This is a genomic window from Sphingomonas fuzhouensis (assembly GCF_034659795.1).
Taxonomy (GTDB): domain Bacteria; phylum Pseudomonadota; class Alphaproteobacteria; order Sphingomonadales; family Sphingomonadaceae; genus Sphingomonas; species Sphingomonas fuzhouensis.
In genome coordinates this window covers 311,148-329,297 of sequence record NZ_JAXSQY010000004.1, presented here as the reverse complement: position 1 = coordinate 329,297, position 18,150 = coordinate 311,148, and the positions used below count along the sequence as shown (strand labels likewise).

The window sequence follows — 18,150 nt, the reverse complement described above, 5'->3', positions numbered from 1 at the left end:
CGGCATATTTTCATGCCGCTCCGGCAAGATTGTCATTTCGGCATCACGAATCCGTAACGTGGAATTTCAAAAAATTTTACGGCAGTGGAACTTCCGGATAAATTTGGCATGCGCGGTGCCCTCGGCTATTTCCCGTTACGGTTTTGCATGAGCCGGTTGTCATGGTGCTGCGAGACGGCTTTCACGAAGGAGTAGTTTGGACGGCCGATGGTGAACGACGCGCAGTTGGAGCGATGGTTTTGCGACGAGGTGCTTCCGCTGGAAGCGTCGCTGACCCGCTATCTGCGCCGCAATTGGCGGACGACCGAACAGATCATGGATATCCGGCAGGACATATATGAGGCGGCGCTGACCGGCGGGCGGCAGGAACTGCCCGCCAATACCGCGGGCTATGTCTTCACGATCGCGCGCAACATCCTGGTCAACCGTGCGAAGCGCGAACGCATCGTGCAGTTCGAACATTATGCCGACATGGAAAGCGTCGACCAGGCCATCGATCTGTCGGCGACCGACCGGCATCTCGACGCCCGCGACGCCCTGCGCCGTGCGCAGGACGGGATCGAACGGCTGCCCCCGCGGTGTCGCGAGGTGGTACGGCTGCGCAAGATCGAAGGATTGTCGACGCGTGAGGCGGCGGCGCGGATGGGCGTCGGCATCGACACGATCGAGCGGCAGTTGGTGCTCGGCATCCGCGCCATGGCCGATGCGATGCTGGGCGGCACCGGCAAGATCCGGCGGGGTGCCACGCCGGGCGCCAGCAAGGTCCGCCGCCAATGAACCGGGCCAGCGAGATCGAACAGACGGCCGCCGAGTGGATCGCCCGGCAGGAAGGCGGCGACTGGTCCGCCGAGGATAGCGATGCCCTGCGGTCTTGGCTGGACGAAGGAATGGCGCACAAGGCGGCGTTCTGGCGCCTGCGCCATGGCTGGGCCGCGGCGGATCGCATCGGTGCGCTGGGCTTCCAACCGGCAAAGCCCCGTTCGCGCCGGGCCCGGCCCTGGCGCCACTGGGTGAAGAACCGGCCCGCCATCGCCAGCGCGGTCGCCGCTTCGCTGGCCCTGGTGGTTGGGATCGGTGCCGTCACGCTGCGCACCCGCCCGTCGGATGCTCCGGCGCCGAAGCCGATGCTGGTGCAGACCCCGGTCGGCGGGCAACGGACGATCGCGCTGCACGACGGCAGCCGGGTTCAGCTCAATACCGCCACCGTGGTCCGAACCGCAAAGGATGCCGATACGCGCGAGGTCTGGCTGGACAAGGGCGAGGCCTATTTCGATATCGCGCATCGCCCCGATCATCCGTTCATCGTCCATGCCGGACCCCGTACGGTCACGGTGCTGGGTACGCGCTTCACCGTCCGGCGGGACGGCGAAAAGGTGACGGTGGCGGTGCTGTCCGGCCGGGTCCGCGTCGAGGATGCGATCGACGGCGCGAGCAGCCGTGCCGCGGTCATCGGAAAGGGCGACATCGCCTATGCGCAATCGCACGGCACGCTGGTGGCGCTCGCCGCCCCCGATCAGGTCAACGCCATGACCGGGTGGCGGGACGGCGTATTGATTTTCAACAATCGCCGCCTTGCCGACGCCGTTGCGGACTTCAACCGCTATTCGACGCTCCCCATTCGAATCGACGACCCCGCCGTCGCCAATATCCGCATCGGCGGCACCTTCCAGATCGACAACAGCACCGGTTTCCTTCACCTGCTTCAATCGGCCTATGGGCTTGAGGTTCGCCAGCGTGAAAACGAAATTCTGGTAGACCCCTGAGGTCGCCTCCGGAGGCGATACGGCTCACAGCGGCAAGGCGATATTCGCGATCATGAAGGGGGCCGAACGGCCTTCTTACTGGAGGCGATCGCTTCGGCGATCAAGGCGGGCAGGCCCTCCTTCAGGATATCCTGCTCTACCCAATAGCGTGCAGAGGCGGGGCTGGCAGGCTGGCGGGCGTCGAGTTTCAGGATGTGGAAACCTTCCGGTCCGCGTACCGGTTCGGTGATCCCGCCCACGGGCAATGCCTGTACATAGGGAAAGAAGGCATCGTTCATCGTGACGCCGAGCAGTTCGGAGAGCGCGCCGCCCTCGGCGGCGGTGGAGCCATCCTCCGACGCGGCCTCCGCGACCGTTTCGAAGCGCTCGCCGCCCATGATCCGCGCGCGGATTTGCCGTGCGAGCGCCAGGGCATCGGCTTCGCTGCGGCGCTTGCCGTCGCGGGTCGGGCCGACCGCGACGAAGATGTGGCGCAGGCGATATTCGTCATACCGCCCCGGATGGGCCGCGATCCGTTGCGCGATCTCGGCATCGGTCGGTCGAATGGAATCCACCAGGCTGCGGCGGGCCGCCTCCGCCAGGATCAGGTCATCCGCTGCGGCACGCGCGGCGCGCACATCGGCTCGGTCGGCCAAGCCTTTGGATCGTGCAACATTCGCCAGCCCCATCACCTGTCGGGCATCATGCCTGTCCGAATCCGTGACCTCGATATGTTCGAGTACCATGGGATCGAAGAGCCAGGAAAAATCCGTTCGAGAATGCAGCATTTTGGCGACGGAATCTGAATTCTTATCCGCCATATTCAATCCAGTCCGCGCCTGCGCCGGAACTGCAACAATGGCCATGACGGTCATGGCCATCATTATCATGCCAGAACGAAGATACCTCATTTTGGAAGCATTCCCATTGATTGGAGAATCATCAGCATAATAAAAGCTTCATTTTGACGGATTACAGTCGCAGCCGACAAGAATGCGGTTTAACTTGCAGAGGTGGATCATGTCGAATTCACTTGTCGATGTCCGTCGTTCGCGCAAGCCGTTCGCCATGGTGGCAGGACTGGCCGTCCTGGCTGGCATCGGTGCCTTCCTGATGCGCAACCATGGGCCCGCCGATGGCACGTCGTCGAACGACCGGATCGTGGTCGTCTCCGCGCGCGGACAAGACATGCCGCATCGTGAACGCCCGGAAGCCGATCCGGCAAAGCCCTTGCCAGCGATATTGGACGCGGCGGGCGTCGACCGGATGGTGTCGCAATATCTGCCCATGCTGCGCGCGGTCAGGAGCGAGTGCGATGCCGATATCTGCGTCGTGTCGGCCCAGCCGAACGCGGCCGGAGCGCCACTCGACGACTTGGCATTTTCGCAGTTGGTCCAGCAGGACATGCCGACGATCCTCACACGGGCGGGCCACGGCCTGACGGAGCCGATCCAGATCGAGGAACTTGGCCCCGATCAATATCGCCTGCGCTTCCGGATCGCACGCCAAGCCCACTGACCTGTCGCAATCCGGTGGGTGGCGCAAAGTCCGCCCACCGGCTCATCGGTCGGACGCGATCAGCCCCAATAGCCTTGGAAATGGTTCTGGCGCTTGCCCGCGCGTGACAGGTAGCGGACCGTGCCCTGGGGGTCGTCGGTGGTGATCAGGCCGAAATGCTGCTGGACCAGAAAGGGCATCTGCCCGCGCCGATCATCGGTGTCGCGCCCCGCCACCTGGCGATTGACGTAATAGGTGTAATAGAGATCCGACAGCTTGTAGCAGCACGCGCCCGTGTTCTTGTAGAAGGTGTCGGCATAGGGACCGTCCGGGATCGCCTGGAACACGCCGACACGGATGCCTTTGTTCAGCGCCTGATCCTTCTGATAGGATAACAGGCCGCCCGCCTGCTTGACGTTGATCTCCATCGTCCGCACCCGGCTGGACCAGGCGTTGAAGGCGTCGGCGACGCTGATCTTGCCCAGCATGTTGGTGGTAAAGACCGGAATGACCTTCAGGTGGCTGCTGTCGCGCCAGAAGGACTGGGGCGTCGGATAGAGGGTCGCGTTGACCTTCACCCCCATCACCTCCCCGCCGTTCGGCACCAGCCCCGCGACCAGGGAATCGAGCATCCGCACCGCGCTGGTCGTCTTGGTGTCGAAGATGATCGGCGTCGACCACCGATCGCCCGTATAGGTCTCCAGCACCTTGCTGACGCGGGGCAGGCCCTGATCCGACAAGCCCGACCGATTGGGCAGCAGCAAGGTGAGCCGGTCGAGCTGGGTCGCCATCGTGCTGCTGACCGCCGGGTTGGCGCCCGTGTCGTGGATCGGATCATATTTGCCGCCCGACTGGAAGCGGTAGATGTCCGTGGTGCGGCCCAGGTTGAAATCGTGCATCAGATAGAGGACGCCGTCTTTCGACTCCTTCACGTCATATTCGATGCCGTCCATGCAGTCGGCGTTGGCCGATGCACCCGATGCGATGGAATTTTCCGGGATGGTGTTGTCGTTGCGGTTATATGGCCCCCAATTGCCGCGATGCGCCAGGAACAGCGTGTCGCCAGTCGCGCGCGTGTTCATGATTTCCGCCATCTGATAGGCGGCGGACTGGCACGTCGCGGCGCTGGCCTGCTGCGCGCCCAATAGGACCACAGCAGACGCCAGGGTGCAGGCCGCATAGCGGAAAAGACGACGGTGATAGAACATCGGTTTCTCCCTGAATGAGCGCAGGCGCTTGAAAACGGGTGGATACGGATTCGTTCTGACGTCGGCGGCGCTAGAGCAGCTCGGTTTCGTCTTTGTGACGCGGGATGCGACTCTCAAGGGCGGCGGCAGGACCGCGGTCCATGCCGCCGCTCGCATCAGTACCGAACGAGTGCGCCGATATAGAAGGCGCGACCATTGTCGATTTCTTCGCGCAACAGACCGAAATCGGGGCCGAACATCCGCTGCGGACGGAAGTCGGTGAGGTTCTTGCCCTGGGCGACGATCGTCCAGTGTCGGCTCAGCCTCAGGCGAAGCTGCGCGTCGAACAGGTCGCTGGCGGCATAGCGCCGGTCGCCGAGCGGATCGGTGGTCGATACCGAATAGAGGATCGGCGACAGGTGGTTCCACGCGCCCTGTACCGTGACCGGCCCGGCGGTATAGAATAGTTTGACGTTGGCGACCGTGTTGGCGCTTTCGAACAGGCCGGACAGGCGACGGCGGGTCACACCGTCGGACAGCGTCACCTGTGGCGGCGTGGGGTCGAGCAGCGTCACGTTGGCCGAGACGCCAAGGCCCGACAGCGGGCCGGGCAGGAACGGCATCCGCGCCACGACCGCGTTCAGTTCGATACCCTGCACCTTGGCGCTGCTGGCATTGACCGGGCGGATACGGGTGACGAGCTGCTGCGCGCCGTCGAACAGCTCGGTCGCCTGGTTGCGCACGGTGATGATCTCGTCCTTGATGTCCTTGCGGAACAGCGCGGCGGAGAACAGCACGTCGCGGTTAGCGTAATATTCCAGGCTGAGGTCATAATTGTCCGACCGGCGCGGCTTGAGGTCGGGGTTGCCCGACGTGATGCTGACCGCGCCGGTCGAACTGTTGATGTTGACGCTCTCGCGCGCGGCAAGGTCGTCGTAATTGGGGCGGCCGAGCGTCCGGCTATAGGCCGCGCGGAAGCGAAGGCGGTCGGTCAGGTCCCAGTCGAACTGGGCGGAGGGCAACCAGTCCTGATAATGCTGGCCCTGCTGCCCCCAGGCATAGGCCTTGTCCCGCAGTTGATAAGAGCCGGTCGTCAATGTCGTGTCCTCGAACCGGACCCCCGCCGTCAGCCGCGCGGTGTCGAGCGCGTAACGCGCCATCAGATAGCCGGCGACGATGTTCTCGGTCAGGTTGTAATCGGACTGCAGGCTGTTGCCGACATTGGCGGAATTGGCCGTAAAGCCGCTACGATTGGCGTCGAAGAAGGATCGCGCCGCGCTCGGATCGACGAACAGCATCCTCTGCCCGCCGCCATTATACGGTGTATAGCTTTCCGGCGCGAGCACGCCCGAGAGCAGATAATTGGAAGCGCTGTTCGTCCGGTAATTGTCCAGCACATAGTCATAGCGGCGGTCGAGGAAACGGGCGAAAGCCCCGGTCGCCACACCGAAACCACGATCCTCCGCCCCCATATTGAAACCGATATTGGCGCGCGCGGTCAGCGCGTTCTCGCGCTGGTCCTCGGCGGTCGTGCCATATTCGAACTGGCGGTAATTGGCCGGGTTCGCGACATAGGCCGGGTTGGTGAAGTTGAACTGCGTGAACTGACCCGGCGTGATCGTATAGGCATAGGCCAGATTGTTGGTGTTCGCGATGCGATAGGTGGCGAGGCGGGCATCCTGACGATAGGTTGCCACCGCGTAATTCACGCCGAAATCGGCATGGATGCGATCGCCCGGAGACAGCTCGCCCCGGAAATCGGCATAGCGCATCCGGCGGGTCTGGTAGTAATTGACCAGATCGACCTGCCCGCTGGCATTGGCGACGTTGCCGCCCGTCGCGGTCACGCCGCTGAAGTTGGTATAGCGATTGGTCGCGCTGGTCACCGCCGTATTGGCCGTGACCAGGTTCGACTGACGTTCCTCGTCATTGGTATGGCGGAAATCGGCCAGCGTCACCGCCGCCTTGAACATCCGATGATCGTCAAATTCCAGCTTGCCGAACACGCCATAACGCTGGCGGACATTGTCATAGTGAAGCCAGCGGCGACGGTCCGGCGCGACGAAGGCGTTCGAGACGTCGTTGGCCGGCGAGGTCAGCCGCGTGCCGGTCGAGGGATCGAAGTACAGATAATTGTCGCTCGCCGAATTGAGCGAGGCGGAGTCGCGGCGGAAATAGCTGCCCGCCAGCACCACACCGAATTTGTGATCCGGTCCGAACGTCGTCGAGCCGACCAGCTCGGCCTGGCCCGAGGGCGTGGCTTTGCCGCGCGTCCGTTCGAAATCCCATTGGCCGATGTCGAAACGGCCGCCGACGAACGGCTTGCCGCCCCGGTCGAAGGCGCTGCGGGTTCGCAGATTCGCGATGCCGCCAATGGCATTGCCGTTCATCGCGGCATTGAGCGACTTGTAGACCTCGACCCGCGACGCCAGCGACGAAGGGATCACATCGAGCGAGACGTTGCGCCGTCCGACCTCATTGGCGGGTAGCGACACGCCATCGATCTGGACGAGGTTGTAATCGGCGTTGAGTCCCCGGATCGACAGGAATTGCGCCTCGCCGCGCGCGTTGTTCTGGATCGTCGACACGCCGGGCACGCGGGTCAGTGCCTCGCCCAGCCCGAAATCAGGCAGCGTGCCGATCTCGTCCGAACTGATGCTGTCGGAGATGACGGGGATCTCCCGCTTGGCCTCGATCTCGCGGACCGCCTGCAGACGCGCGCCGGTCACCACGATGTCGCTATCCGCCCCCGCCGATGGCGACGATGCAGCCACTGGTGAGGCCGTCTGGGCATGGACCGGCGCGGCGAGTGCCGACGACAGGAGCAATACGCTTCGCATGGCCAGTGACGCTTTCATCATAATCCCCTCTTTCCCCGAACAGGTCGAACGCCTATTACTCACTATAGGTGACATAACTATGACGAAGCGGCGTGACGCGCAATCGTCGGCAAGCCAGATCAGGAAAGGTGCCTATGTTCCGTATGTTGACTGCTCTGCTCGCGCTCTCGGCCAGCTCCGGCGCGATGGCGGCCGAGCGACTCTATGCCTGTGGCGACGACCAGATTCGCGAATATGCGGTGACGGGCGACCATGCGCGCGAGACGTGGCGCTGGACCGCCGCGCAGGCCGCCGACTTGCCGGATGCCTATCGCACCAGGCTGCTGGCCCATATCGACGATTGCAAGCCGGTGGAGGATGGCAAGGCGATCCTGGTGACCGCATCGACCGGCGGGGTCGTGCTGATCGATCGCACGACCGGCAGGGTCCGTTTCCGCGCCAAGGCACCGATGGCCCATTCGGCCGACCTGTTGCCGGGCGGCTATGCCGCGGTGGCGCTATCGATCAACCCGCAGGGCGATCGACTGCAAATCTACAAACTGTCCCGCAGCGAAACGCCCCTTCTCAGCGTACCGCTGCCATCCGGGCATGGCGCGGTATGGGACGCGCGGCGGAAGCGGTTGTTCGCCCTGTCGCACGACCTGATCCAGGCCTTTTCCTTCGATCCCCACGGAGGCAAGCCCCGCCTGACCGAGACGGCCCGCTGGACGCTGCCCGGCCGCCACGACGGCCACGATCTTTCGGCGACACCGGAGGGCGGCTATGTCGTCACGACCGATGACGGCGTATGGCGTTTCGATCCTGAAGAGGGCCGCTTCACGCCGATCGCGGCGCTGAACCCGAAGCTGCGGGTCAAGGCGGTCAGCGTGGCGCAAGGGGGCATGGCATGGGTGCAGGCGGAGGACAGCTGGTGGGCAAATGGCTTCACCATCGCCGATCGCGACACCGGGAATCCGCACCGGATCGAGACGCCGGGGATGAAGCTCTACAAGGTCCGCTGGATTCGGTAAGCTGGCGACGGGTCTGCGCACTCTATTGCGCGGCGCATTTCGGCAAGAGCCTGTTATGGACGGCCAGCGACCTGCTGACCCTGTACCTGCTGGTATCGGTCTATGGGCTCGATCCGATGACGGCGGGGCTGGTCTTCCTGATCGGGCTGGCGGCGAATGCCTTGGCCGACTTCGGCGTCGGCCTCTGGTTGGCGCGCCGCCCCCGCCATGCGGCGGTGTTGGCGGGTGGCGGACTGGTCGTCGCTTGCCTCGCCTTTCCGCCCAGCGTGCTGCTCGCCCCCGCCGGAGCCTGGGCGGTGATGATGGCGACCCTGGTGTTCCGCATCGCCTATGCCGGATGCGACGTGCCGCACAATGCGCTGCTGACCCGATTGGGGGACACGCCGCGCCGGGCGCTGGCGCTGTCGCGCGGACGGACGATCGGAACCGCGCTCGCCTCGGTCATCGCCGCCGCGATCGTGCGTGGCGATGCGGGCGTCGTACCGCTCCTGTCCGGCCTTGCAGGGGCCAGTCTGCTGATTGGGGCGACCATGGTGCCGTTGCTGGTCGCCTTTCCCCTGTCCGCCCCAAAGCCTGGGCAGCGGGGAGGAGGATTGCCCTGGCGCTTTCTCGCCGCCAGCGTGATCGGCATCGTCGCGCTGGCGGCACTGGCCAAGGCGATCCTGCACCTGCCCGCCGACTGGCATGGCGGGGAAGGCGGTACGGCGATCCTGCTATGGCTGATCCTGGGGCGAACGCTGTCCGCGCTGTTGCCGATACGGCTTGCGACCTCTGACCAGGGCCTGAGGATGCTGGCGATCGCCTTTGTCATCGCAAGCGCGGTGTCGACCGGTTTGATCTGGCATACCGGCCCCGTGATGCTGGTGTTGCTCGGCCTGGTCATGGGCGCGACCAATCTGATCGGCTGGGCGATGCTGCCTGTGCTGTCGGTCGGTCCGCGCGGCTATGGCATCTATGCCATGGCGTCGAAGCTGGCGCTCGGCGCATCCGGCCTGGCGCTTGCGGGCGGACTGGGAGGCGTGCCGGTCTTCACGCACAGCGAATATACGGCTTTCTCCGTCGCTACCGCCACGGCCTGTCTCCTGACGGCGGCGCTGTTCCTGCCATGGTTGACAGTACGCCGATGGCGAGCTTTGCCTGCCGGATGACCGCAATATCCGCAGGCGAATTCCCGCCCCAGTTCCTGCGCGAGGATGGACGGCGCACCGCGACCGCCAACGAACGGGTCCTCATGGACCTGCTGTCGCGCCAAGGTTCGGCAAGCCGCGCCGACTTGGCCCGGCTCACCGGCCTCGCACCGCATTCGATCACGCGCCTGGTCGAACCGCTGATCGCGCGGGACCTGCTGCGCGAAGCCGTTCCGGTCGCGGCCGGGCGCGGCAAGCCGGCGGCCAAGCTGACGCTGAACGCCGCCGCGGCCTTCGCGATCGGCCTGTCGGTGATGACCGATGCGGTGTCGCTGGTCCTGCTCGATCTGGCTGGCCATGTTCCGGTCGCACGAAGCAAACCCCTCGCCGATATCGAGATCGCCGGAGCGTGTCGGCAGATCCGCCGCATGATCGATGCCGCTATCGCCGAGACGGGGCGGCACCGCTCGGCGCTGGTCGGTATCGGCGTCGGCGTCACCGGCTATTTCATCGGTGACGGGGCACGGCTCAATCCACCCCGGCTGCTCGATCCATGGGCGCTGGTGCCGCTCGACACCATCCTGGCCGAGGCCTTGGGCGAGAAGGTCTGGATCGACAATGACGGCAATGTCGCCGCGATCGGCGAGGCGATGCTGGGGCATGGGCGAACCGTGCGCGACTTCGCCTATCTCTATTTCTCGGCCGGTTTCGGTGGCGGGATCATCGCCCAGGGGCGTCCGCTGCGCGGGCGGCACGGCAATGCCGGAGAGTTCGCGTCGATCCTGCCCGTCGACTGGCCGCAACCGAATCTGGAAGCCTTGCGACAGAGCTTTCAGTCGATGGGCGTCCTGTTTCCCGACCTCCATGCGATGCTGGCGGAATTCGATGCGGGGCACGCCGCGGTCGATATGTGGCTGGACCGCTGTCTGCCGTCGCTCAACCTCGTCGCATCGGCCATATCGGCCTCGATCGATCCCGAGGCGATCGTGCTGGGCGGTCGCCTGCCCGCATCCCTGGCGTCGCGGATCGCCGACCGGATATGCTTCACCAATCCCGACCGGCGCGGTTTCCATCGCCCCGCCGCCCGGATCGTGCCCTCGACGATCGATGGCGACGCCGCCGCGATCGGCGCAGCGACCCTGCCGCTACGCGCCGCGTTCTTCGATCCTGCCCCAGGTCCTATGTTCGTGACGGACTGAAAGGGCCGTGTTCGATCCGGGCACGGGATGAGGCATCATCGGCGCAATATCGGCAAGGTCGCCGAGGGCCGATGGGCACCATGGGCCACGCTCGACGTCACCCCGGCACCGAGCCGCCGGTTACAGCCCGTTCAGCATTTTCAGGCCCTTGCTGTAGATCGTAGGCATGCCATGCTCGATATACAGCGTCCGCGCATAGTCCGCGATCACGTCGGAACGGTAGGCGGTCATGTCGTTACCAAAGCGAAGCACCACATAGTCGTTCTCCAGCGCCGCCAGCAGTTCCTGCTGCTCGTCCGCTTCGAGGCACTGGATTTCGAAATGGATGACCAGCGGCAATGCGCCTTGGGCAAGGATGTCGAGGATGATCGCTTTGTTCATGCCCTCGGCGTCGACGACGAGGATATCCGCCGCGCGACCACCGGTCTTGGCCAGCACATCCTGATAGGTGACGACCGGCACCGCGATCTTTTCGATGCAGGACTGTATCTGAAGCGTCGTCGCCGCATCGACCGTCTTGCCGCCGATCGCATTCTTGTCGTCGTAGATGGAGGACAGGCCGATCACCCAGCGCGGCAGGCCCAGTTCCGCCACTCTCGCCGGGTTGATCGCGTTGAGGATAAGTTCCCCCCCAACGGTCCCGTAGGCGAAGGGCAGCAGCATCGCGTTGCGGTTGTTGCGATAGCCGCGCTCCAGTGCCGCGAACATATAGGGGTTCGGCTCCAGCAACACTGCGGGTGGATCGTAATTGATCATCACCGGCCGCAGCGGATCGACCAACATGCCGTCGGCCGCGCCGATCTGCCACACCATCCGGTCGCCATCGCGGTCGAGTAGCCAGGCGACGACCTTGCCGAACTCGAACGCGATCTGGTCCTGCGCGTCGATCGCCATATCCTGATTCAGAATGGCCGCCATGGCGACGCTGTTGGTGCGGTTCTCCCGCATGCCCGCGATCAGCACACCGATATCCTGCGACCATTCATCGTCATAAGCCGCCAGGATACCGGCAGGTTCTTCCAGATCGCCCTTGCGCAGCAGATCCATCGCCTTGGCCTTGCGGACCGGCTCGGGCAGCCAGGAGCCACCCCAGATATGGATGCCGAAGGTGTTCTCCAGCGCATGTCGGCGGACCGAGGCCAGCGATTGGTCGTAAAGATAGGGATAGAACGCCTCGGTGCTAAGGCGGCGGTGCGCATGCCGCTTTAGGAAAGCACCGAACAGCCATGGCCCGGTCGACATGTTGGTACGCGTCTCATCGAGCTCGTGGGTCATGATATGGTCGAGCAATTCGCGGAAGATCGCGTGCCCCTTGGGTGCGCCGATGAAGCCGATCGAACAATAGTCGGTCGAGGCGTCCTCATTGCATATGGTCAGCACGCGCGACATCTCGGCGGCGTCGAAATGCTGATACGGCATGATGTCGCAATCGAGGAAGAGACCGCCGAAGCGATAGAGAATCTCATAGCGCGCGATATCGGCACGCATCGGCATGACGGATACCGTCTCGATCTTCTCGCGCGATATGGTCAACGTCGGCAGATCGGCATCGGTCCAAGTGATGAAGCGCGCGTCCGGGAACTGCCGCTGCCATGCCGCCCAATAGGCCTCGTATTGCGGCGGGATCGGCTTGTTTCCGAACCAGATGCGGTGAAACAGGCCCTGCTCCAGATCCGGGTCCCCCACCGCCACCGGCGCGTCCGGCTGCACGGCGGGGGCGGGCGTAGCCGCAGGGGCGAGCGAATGCTGGTGGATCACGTCATAGGCGCCGCGCGTCGATCCCCAGAGTTGATGCGCATAGATGGGATCGCTGCCGTCATAGGCGATGCCGGTAAAATGCTCCGGGATGAAATAATGGCTCGGATAGATGCGCAGCCGGTTATAGCCATAGGCGCGATAGGCGTCGGTCACGCGCTGCGGGCCGACGCTCTGCCATGCCATCCGGTCGACGACGCTGGTTTCGGCGGCGATATCCTTGATGATCTGGCCGACGAACGGATTTTCCGCCTCGCATCCGAAATAGCCCGCCGCGATCAGGCCGGGACGCGCCACTTCACTCTCCCAACAGGCGAAGGCCTCGCACTCTAGGAGATGGTCGTGGAGCGGGCGGACACAGATGCTGTCCGCGTCGACCAGCACGCCGCCATGGTGGTACAGGATTTCCCAGCGCATCATATCGGCGACGCCATTGAGTTCGCGCCCCCACATCGCATCCATATGGGCTTGGTTGACCCATTGGGTGGCGGTGAAGTCCTGATTACCCCACAGCCGGAACTCCCAGTCCGGATGCATCGCGCGCCAGGTATCGATGCAATTGTCCGGCCGCTTGGCTTCGTCGCCAACCCAGATGACGTGCAGGCGCTTGGGGATCATGACGGCGTTACCTTCTGACTTGGTGGGGCTGTTTGTCGAAGGGTAAACGGGCGTGTTTAATATCGCGTTATCGCAATCGATCCGGGGCGCAGTCGGTCAAGACGACAACGGTGCCCCCGGCCGAATCCGGGGACACCGTCGAAGGACGAAAACGATCAGCCTTATGGCTGATGCGTCAATATGCGCTCGACATCCGTGAGTTGCTGGTTGAGCCGGTCGGCATCGGTACGGCTGACGGTGCCGGTACGCGCCTGGAGATGGCCTGCGGTCGTCTGGACCTGCCGGACGGACAGGTGCAGCTTGGCGGCCTTCTTCCTCGACAGCGCATGGTCCTTCACGGCCAGGTCGATGCGGTCGTTCAACGACGCCGCGCGATGCTGAAGATATTCGCTGTCGGTTTCGACGGCCTGTTGGGCATGGCCCGGTATGGCGACGCAGAGGGAGGGCAACAGGATCAGGGACAATAACGCACGACGCATGACGGCATCCTATGTGCGTACGCCGACGATCGGCGCACGACGGCGGTACAACGCCGCCGGGGTATGATGGACCCGCCATGCTTTCCCCGACATGGCTGACGTGGGGAAAGCGCCGCATGTTTCCGGGCTATGCGCCTCCCGGCTCCACCCCGGACATGGGGGCGTCGCCCTCGACCTGTCGCTCCAGCTCGGCATTGAGTTCGGCACCCAACAGAAAGACATAGGCGCTGAGCCAGAGCCAGGTCAGGGTGACGATGACGGCGCTCAGCGAGCCATAGGTCGCCCCGTAATTGCCGAAACGGGATACGTAGAAACCGAAGGCGGCCGTGCCGGCCAGCCACAGCAGCGTCGCACCGATCGAGCCGGGCGACAGCCATACCCATCGCGGCTGCCGGTGGTCCGGGCCGTAGCGGAACAGCACCGCAGCCGCCGTCACGACGATCAGCGCCAGCAGCAGATAGCCGCCCAGCCTTATCGCCGCCACCACCATGCCGGGGGCATCGGGGATCAGCCCGTTGAGGAAGGCCAGCAACATGGTCGTGCCCATGGCGACGAAGATCAGCATGACCCCACCCGCGACGACCGCGAACTGCAACAGGTTCAGCCGGAGGAAACCCCGCGTCTCCTCGGTATCATAGGCGACGTTCAGGCCGGTGATGATGGCCGACGATCCCTTGGTCGCGCCGTACCAGGCCAGTGCGAGGGCAACGACCAGCCCGATCCCCTGCTTGTCCTTCGCGCTTTCCACCACCGTCAGCAACTGGTCGGTGATGATCGAGGCGGCGTCGCGCGGCAGCGATGCGAAAACCGCCTCGACATTGTGCCGCACCGTCTCCGTATCGGCGAACAGACCGTAACTCAGCACGACGGCGCCCAGCGTCGGCACGATCGCGGCAAAGACATAGAAGGCGATGCCCGCGGCGATGATGCCGATATTGTCGGCCCCCATCTCCGTCCAGGTCCGTTTGAGAACGGCCAGCCATCCCCTGGGCGGCACCTGAAAGGGCGAGCGCGCCCCTTCACCGACGCGATCCGCTGCGCCACGGCGCGCCACCGCCCCCTGCCCCATCCCATCATCCATTTGCTTTCCCTTCGGAAAAGGCAAACTCGCGCCATGCAAGATCGGTCCCAGGCCGACAGGCCCGCCCGGCTCGCGACATTGCGCTGCGCTCTGCACCCATGGCATGGTCGGGCCGTGGAGAACCGCCCTCATATCCTGGTCGACGCCGACGCCTGTCCGGTGAAGGACGAGATCTATCGCGTCGCCTATCGGCTGGACATGCCGGTGACGGTGGTCAGCAACGCGCCGCTCCGCGTGCCGCAGCATCCGTTGATCACCCGCATCGTGGTCGGCGATGGCTTTGACGCGGCGGATGACTGGATCGCCGACCGCACCGACCGCATGGCGATCGTCGTCACCGCCGATATCCTGCTGGCCGATCGCTGTCTGAAGGCGGGCGCGGCGGCGGTGCTCGCACCGAACGGCAGGCCGTTCACCACCAGTTCGATCGGCAATGCGGTCGCCGTGCGGGCGATCATGGCCGACCTGCGGGCGGGCGGCGATCGTATCGGCGGGCCGCCGCCCTTCGGCAAGGAGGACCGGTCGCGCTTCCTGTCCGCGCTGGACGAAGCCGCGATGCGGACGCTCCGCCAGGCGAAGGCGTAACGACCGGTCGCGCACCGATGCGGCTTGATCTGCCGGGGCGAGGCCGATTACGACCGCCGCCATGAAGCCCTGTTCCAACGCCCCTCGTCGGCTGCCCGTCGCCATCCTTCTGTCCGTGGCGATGGCGGGCACCTGCGCCCCCCTGACGGCGCAGGTCGGGAAGACCGCCAAGGCCCCCGCCCCGAAGGCCGCGCCCGACGGGGGTATCATCCCTCTGCCACTGACCCCCATCGTGCCCCCATCGCAGCGGTCCTGCGCCATGCAGACGCCATCCGGCCTCGGCTACACGGTGCTGCGCGCGGGTAACGGCCCCAAGCCCGGCGCAGATGCGACTGTGCTCGTCAACTATATCGGCTATCTCAAGGCGACGGGCGCGGTCTTCGACCAGGCCATGCGGACACCGATGCCGGTCGACGGAGTCATCCCCGGCTTTTCGGAAGGATTGCAGCTGGTCGGCCGGGGCGGCATCGTGCGGCTGTGCGTCCCCCCGGCGCTGGGCTATGGCGCCGAGGCGTCCGGACCGATCCCGGCCAATGCCGACCTTATATTCCAGGTCGAGTTGCTCGACTTTAAAACGGCCGCCGAGATCGACGCGCTGCGCAAGGCGGGGGATGCAGCCCCGACCCCGCCGACCACGCCGAAGCCCTGAGCCTGGGCGGCGACACATCCGCCGACCCGCCGCCTTGATGGATATCAATCACTTCGTTGTAGGGCGAATGGCCGATCCGCGCGTTGAGAGGGTGATCCCCCTCAACGACGGAAGAGCATCATGGCGAACAAAAGCATCAAGCGCGATGGCGGCAAGACAGGCGGACCGACCGGCTATGCCGAACCCCAGGGTCATGGCGGCGAGACGCATCAAAGCACCGAGGATGCCGGTCGCACCCTGACCACCCAGCAGGGCGTTCCCGTCGCGGACGATCAGAACAGTCTGCGCGCGGGCGAACGCGGCCCGACGCTGCTCGAAGACTTCATCCTGCGCGAGAAGATCTTCCATTTCGATCATGAACGCATCCCCGAGCGGGTGGTCCATGCGCGCGGTTACGGCGCGCACGGCGTGTTCGAACTGACCGACAGCCTGGCCGACTATACCCGCGCCGACGTGCTGAGCGAGGTGGGGCAGCAGACCGAGGTGTTCGTCCGCTTCTCGACGGTCGCGGGCAACAAGGGGTCGATGGACCTCGCCCGCGACGTGCGCGGCTTCGCCGTCAAATTCTATACCAAGCAGGGCAACTGGGACATTGTCGGCAACAACATCCCCGTCTTCTTCATCCAGGACCCGATCAAATTCCCCGACCTGGTCCATGCCGTGAAGCAGGAGCCCGACCGCGCCTTTCCGCAGGCGCAGTCGGCGCATGACAATTACTGGGATTTCGCGAGCCTCAGCCCCGAGGCATGGCATATGGTCATGTGGCAGATGTCCGACCGGACGATCCCGCGCTCGTTCCGCACCATGGAGGGCTTTGGCGTCCACAGCTTCCGGTTGGTCAATGCCGAGGGCAAGTCGACCTTCGTCAAATTCCACTGGAAGCCGCGCCAGGGCCTGCAATCGGTGTTGTGGAACGAGGCGGTCAAGATCAACGGCGCCGATCCCGATTTCCACCGCCGCGACCTGTGGACCGCGATCGAGGGCGGCGACTTTCCGCAATGGGATCTGGGCGTCCAGTTGTTCGACCAGGAAACGGCCGACCGCCTGCCCTTCGACCATCTCGATTCGACCAAGCTGATCCCCGAGGAAGAGGTGCCGGTCCGCATCATCGGCACGCTGACCCTGAACCGCAATGTCGACAATTTCTTCGCCAATACCGAACAGGTCGCCTTCTGCACCCAGAATGTCGTGCCCGGCATCGACTTTTCCGACGATCCGCTGCTCCACGGGCGCAACTTCTCCTATCTCGATACGCAACTGAAGCGGCTGGGCGGGCCCAACTTCACCCATATCCCGGTCAATGCGCCGCGCTGCCCGGTGATGAATTTCCAGCAGGACGGCCATATGGCGATGCACAACCCCAAGGGGCGCGCCAATTACGAGCCGAACAGCTGGGGCCCCGATGGCGGTCCGCGCGAAAACCCGACCATCGGCTATCGCAGCTTCCCCGCCGAGGTGCAGGGCACCAAGCAGCGCATCCGGGCGGAGACCTTCGCCGATCATTACAGCCAGGCGCGGCAGTTCTTCATCAGCCAGTTGCCCATCGAGCAGAAGCATATCGGCGATGCGTTGGTGTTCGAACTGTCGAAGGTCGAACGGCCCGACATCCGCGCACGCGCCGTGTCGCATCTGCGGTTGATCGACGAAGGGCTTGCCGCGACGGTGGCCGATGGACTGGGCCTCGACCTGCCCGCACCCGCCCAGGCCGCCAAACCGACGCGCGACCTGCCGCCCTCGCCGAAGCTGAGCATCCTGTCCAACGGCCCGGCGGACTTCAAGGGGCGCAAGATGGGCATCCTGCTGACCGACGGCAGCAGCGCCGATCTGGTCGCCGCGCTGACCAAGGCGCTCCAGGCGGAGGGTGCGCTGTGGGAGGTCGTGGCGCCCAAGATCGGCGGCGTGACGCTCGACGACGGCACCAAACTGCCCGCCCAGCAAAAGATCGATGGCGGCCCCTCGGTACTCTATGACGCGGTGGCGGTGCTGCCGTCCGAGGCGGGCGCGGCGATGCTCGCCAAGGATGCGACGGCCAAGGATTTCGTCGCCGATGCCTTCGCCCATTGCAAGTTCATCGGTCACACGGCGGCGGCACTTGGCCTGTTCGATGCCGCCGGGGTGACGGACCGCGACGAAGGCTTTGTCAGCCTGGCCAAGGCGAAGGACGCCAAGAGCTTCGTCAGCCAGTGCCGCGCGCTCCGAGTCTGGTCGCGGGAGCTTCAGGTCGATCTCGACGCGGCATCGCTTCAGCCGTCGCGGTAACGGCCATGGTGAACGGGAAGGGCAATAAATCCTTCCCGTTCATCACGATAGCCAAGCCAGCACCCATCTTGCCGCGATGAAAGGGCTTGCCTCGATGGGGTCTTGACAGCATCATGGATATG

General features: G+C 64.7%; 14 protein-coding genes. 8 read left to right on the top strand and 6 right to left on the bottom strand.

From position 1 onward, the window contains the following. Nucleotides 1-207: 207 nt before the first annotated feature. The gene (locus U1H82_RS11560; protein ID WP_322965066.1) at nt 208-777 is read left to right on the top strand and encodes an RNA polymerase sigma factor; all 570 of its coding nucleotides are present in this window, start codon (nt 208-210) and stop codon (nt 775-777) included. Beyond that, the gene (locus tag U1H82_RS11555; protein WP_322965065.1) at nt 774-1,763 is read left to right on the top strand and encodes a FecR family protein; all 990 of its coding nucleotides are present in this window, start codon (nt 774-776) and stop codon (nt 1,761-1,763) included. Before U1H82_RS11560 ends, U1H82_RS11555 begins: the two co-directional genes overlap by 4 nt. Nucleotides 1,764-1,813: 50 nt before the next feature. Here U1H82_RS11555 and U1H82_RS11550 read toward each other — a convergent pair whose 3' ends face one another. Next, on the bottom strand, nt 1,814-2,626 hold the full coding sequence (locus U1H82_RS11550) for a peptidylprolyl isomerase (RefSeq protein ID WP_322965064.1): 813 nt from the start codon (nt 2,624-2,626) through the stop codon (nt 1,814-1,816). Between the two features lie 136 nt (nt 2,627-2,762). On the opposite strand from U1H82_RS11550, the gene U1H82_RS11545 reads away from it, so the two are divergent. After that, nucleotides 2,763-3,260, top strand: coding sequence for a hypothetical protein (locus tag U1H82_RS11545; RefSeq protein WP_322965063.1), 498 nt, complete (start codon nt 2,763-2,765; stop codon nt 3,258-3,260). 59 nt (nt 3,261-3,319) lie between these two features. Here U1H82_RS11545 and U1H82_RS11540 read toward each other — a convergent pair whose 3' ends face one another. Continuing rightward, nucleotides 3,320-4,447, bottom strand: coding sequence for a glycerophosphodiester phosphodiesterase family protein (locus U1H82_RS11540; protein WP_322965062.1), 1,128 nt, complete (start codon nt 4,445-4,447; stop codon nt 3,320-3,322). A 155-nt stretch (nt 4,448-4,602) separates the two neighbouring features. Further along, nucleotides 4,603-7,287, bottom strand: coding sequence for a TonB-dependent receptor (locus U1H82_RS11535; protein WP_322965061.1), 2,685 nt, complete (start codon nt 7,285-7,287; stop codon nt 4,603-4,605). Nucleotides 7,288-7,400: 113 nt separating this feature from the next. On the opposite strand from U1H82_RS11535, the gene U1H82_RS11530 reads away from it, so the two are divergent. Together U1H82_RS11530 and U1H82_RS11520 are read left to right on the top strand one after the other, a co-directional pair. Next, nucleotides 7,401-8,276: a DUF6528 family protein gene (locus U1H82_RS11530; protein ID WP_322965060.1), complete on the top strand. Its 876-nt coding sequence runs from the start codon at nt 7,401-7,403 to the stop codon at nt 8,274-8,276. Between the two features lie 1,105 nt (nt 8,277-9,381). Further along, nucleotides 9,382-10,602 (top strand): ROK family transcriptional regulator, encoded by a 1,221-nt coding sequence (locus U1H82_RS11520; protein ID WP_322965059.1) that lies wholly within the window; start codon nt 9,382-9,384, stop codon nt 10,600-10,602. A gap of 120 nt (nt 10,603-10,722) precedes the next feature. On the opposite strand, the gene U1H82_RS11515 is transcribed toward U1H82_RS11520, so the two are convergent. The 3 genes from U1H82_RS11515 to U1H82_RS11505 all read right to left on the bottom strand — a co-directional run bounded on the left by U1H82_RS11515 (nt 10,723) and on the right by U1H82_RS11505 (nt 14,535). Beyond that, complete coding sequence (locus U1H82_RS11515; RefSeq protein ID WP_322965058.1) at nt 10,723-12,975, bottom strand: glycosyltransferase family 32 protein; 2,253 nt, start codon at nt 12,973-12,975, stop codon at nt 10,723-10,725. 161 nt (nt 12,976-13,136) lie between these two features. After that, complete coding sequence (locus U1H82_RS11510; RefSeq protein ID WP_322965057.1) at nt 13,137-13,454, bottom strand: hypothetical protein; 318 nt, start codon at nt 13,452-13,454, stop codon at nt 13,137-13,139. A 127-nt stretch (nt 13,455-13,581) separates the two neighbouring features. Continuing rightward, nucleotides 13,582-14,535 (bottom strand): YihY/virulence factor BrkB family protein, encoded by a 954-nt coding sequence (locus tag U1H82_RS11505; protein WP_322965055.1) that lies wholly within the window; start codon nt 14,533-14,535, stop codon nt 13,582-13,584. A 114-nt stretch (nt 14,536-14,649) separates the two neighbouring features. Between U1H82_RS11505 and U1H82_RS11500 the strand changes: the two genes are divergently transcribed. From U1H82_RS11500 to U1H82_RS11490, 3 genes are all read left to right on the top strand, one after another. Further along, complete coding sequence (locus tag U1H82_RS11500) at nt 14,650-15,120, top strand: YaiI/YqxD family protein (RefSeq protein ID WP_322965053.1); 471 nt, start codon at nt 14,650-14,652, stop codon at nt 15,118-15,120. A gap of 61 nt (nt 15,121-15,181) precedes the next feature. Next, nucleotides 15,182-15,769, top strand: coding sequence for an FKBP-type peptidyl-prolyl cis-trans isomerase (locus U1H82_RS11495; protein ID WP_322965052.1), 588 nt, complete (start codon nt 15,182-15,184; stop codon nt 15,767-15,769). Nucleotides 15,770-15,889: 120 nt separating this feature from the next. After that, nucleotides 15,890-18,028, top strand: a complete 2,139-nt coding sequence (locus U1H82_RS11490) for a catalase (RefSeq protein ID WP_322965051.1) — start codon at nt 15,890-15,892, stop codon at nt 18,026-18,028. Nucleotides 18,029-18,150 lie beyond the last annotated feature (122 nt).